The sequence below is a fragment of the Streptomyces hirsutus genome (assembly GCF_001418415.1).
GTDB classification, from domain to species: domain Bacteria; phylum Actinomycetota; class Actinomycetes; order Streptomycetales; family Streptomycetaceae; genus Streptomyces; species Streptomyces hirsutus.
In genome coordinates, this window is sequence record NZ_LIQT01000416.1 from 1 (window position 1) to 2326 (window position 2326).

The window sequence follows — 2326 nt, forward strand, 5'->3', positions numbered from 1 at the left end:
CACTGGGTGGCTGCCTTCTCGCTCGGGGCCGGGGCCGGGGCGGGGGACTGGGCCTGGATGGCCGTGATGGCGACGGTGTTCACGATGTCCTGGACGAGGGCGCCCCGGGACAGGTCGTTGACCGGCTTGCGCAGACCCTGGAGCACCGGACCGACCGCGACCGCGCCGGCCGAGCGCTGCACGGCCTTGTAGGTGTTGTTGCCGGTGTTCAGGTCGGGGAAGATCAGCACGGTCGCCTGACCTGCGACCTCGGAGTCCGGCAGCTTGGTCGCCGCGACCGACGGCTCCACGGCCGCGTCGTACTGGATCGGCCCCTCGACCCTGAGGTCCGGGCGGCGCGCGCGGACCAGCTCGGTCGCCTCGCGCACCTTGTCGACGTCGGCGCCGGAGCCGGACGTGCCCGTCGAGTACGACAGCATCGCGATCCGCGGCTCCACGCCGAACCGCGCGGCCGTGACCGCCGACTGCACGGCGATGTCGGCGAGCTGCTCGGCGTCCGGGTCGGGGTTGACCGCGCAGTCGCCGTAGACCAGGACCCGGTCCGCCAGGCACATGAAGAACACCGAGGAGACGATGGAGGCGTCGTCCCGGGTCTTGATGATCTCGAAGGCCGGCCGGATGGTCGCGGCCGTGGAGTGCACCGAGCCGGACACCATGCCGTCGGCCAGCCCCTCCTGCACCATCAGCGTGCCGAAGTAGTTCACGTCCGAGACGACGTCGTAGGCCAGTTCGACGCTGACGCCCCGGTGTGCGCGCAGGGCGGCGTACTTCTCCGCGAAGGCGTCCCGCAGCTCGGATTCGGCCGGGTCGATCAGCTGGGTGTCGCCGAGGTCGATACCGAGGTCGGCGGCCTTCTTGCGGATGCGGTCGACCGGCCCGAGCAGGGTGAGGGCGCACACCCCCCGGCGCATCAGCACCTCGGCCGCGCGCAGCACCCGCTCCTCGTCGCCCTCGGGCAGGACGACCCGCCTGAGGTCGGAACGGGCCTGTTCGAGCAGCTTGTGCTCGAACATCATCGGCGTCACCCGGTCGCTGCTGGGCGCGGAGACCCGCCGGGTGAGTTCGGCGGTGTCGGCGTACCGCTCGAAGAGGCCCAGCGCGGTCTCCGCCTTGCGCGGGGTGGCCGCGTTCAGCTTCCCCTCCAGGGAGAACAGCTGCTCGGCGGTGGGGAAGCTGTTGCCGGGCACCGACAGCACGGGGGTGCCGGGAGCGAGCCGGGCGGCGAGGGTGAGGATGCGGTCGCCGGGCACCTCGTCCAGGGTGAGCAGCACGCCGGCTATCGGCGGGGTGCCGGCGCTGTGCGCGGCCAGCGTGCCGACGACCAGGTCGGCGCGGTCGCCCGGGGTGACGAGCAGGCAGCCGGGGGTCAGGGCGGCGAGGAGGTTGGGCAGCGTGGCACCGCCGAAGACGAAGTCCAGGGCGTCGCGGGCCAGTCCGGAGTCGTCGCCGAGCACCACCTTCGCGCCGAGGGTGTGGGCGATCTGGGCCACGGTGGGGGCGGCGAGCGCGGGTTCGTCGGGGACGACGTAGCAGGGCACGGGCAGCCGGGAGGCGAGCCGTTCGGCGATCTCGTCGCGGTCCTCGCGGGCGACCCGGTTGACCACCATGGCGAGCACGTCGCAGCCCCGGTTGTGGTAGGCGCGGTAGGCGTTGCGGGTCTCGTCGCGCACCGACTCGGAGGTCTGCCTGCGGCCGCCCACGACCGGGATCACCGAGGCGCCGAACTCGTTGGCCAGACGGGCGTTCAGGGACAGCTCGTCCGGGAACTGGGTGTCGGCGTAGTCGGTGCCGAGGACGAGGACGACGTCGTACTCGCGGGCGACCAGGTGGAACCGGTCGACCAGCGTCGACACCAGTTCGTCGGGGCCGCGTTCGGCCTGGAGGGCGGACGCCTTCTGGTAGTCCATGCCGTAGACGGTCGCCGGGTCCTGGGTGAGCCGGTAGCGGGCGCGCAGCAGCTCGAAGAGACGGTCCGGGCCGTCGTGCACCAGGGGCCGGAAGACGCCCACCCGGTCGACCTGCCGGGTCAGGAGTTCCATCACTCCCAGGTCGACGACCTGGCGGCCGTCGCCACGGTCGATACCGGTGACGTACACACTGCGGGTCACGCGTGCTCCGTTTCGTCGGGGTCTCGCGGTGCTTCGGGCCCTGCGGTCCGGGCTCTCCCGGCGCCGGCCGGCGCCCGCCCGCCGGGGCGGGCGGATTCTCCTCGACAGTACCTCCGCCGCTGGTGGGGGTGCCCGCCCGAGGGGCCGGGCGTGAGGCCGGGACACGCGGCGGGACGGGACGGGACCGGGACACGCAGCGGGACGGGACGGGACCGGGG

At 73.1% G+C, this 2326-nt stretch carries 1 protein-coding gene; it reads right to left on the minus strand.

The window, feature by feature from the left end:
- Positions 1-2108 (minus strand): phosphate acetyltransferase (gene pta / locus AOK11_RS28650; RefSeq protein ID WP_055596626.1); only part of this gene is annotated, 2108 nt, incomplete at its 3' end.
- Positions 2109-2326: the final 218 nt, after the last annotated feature.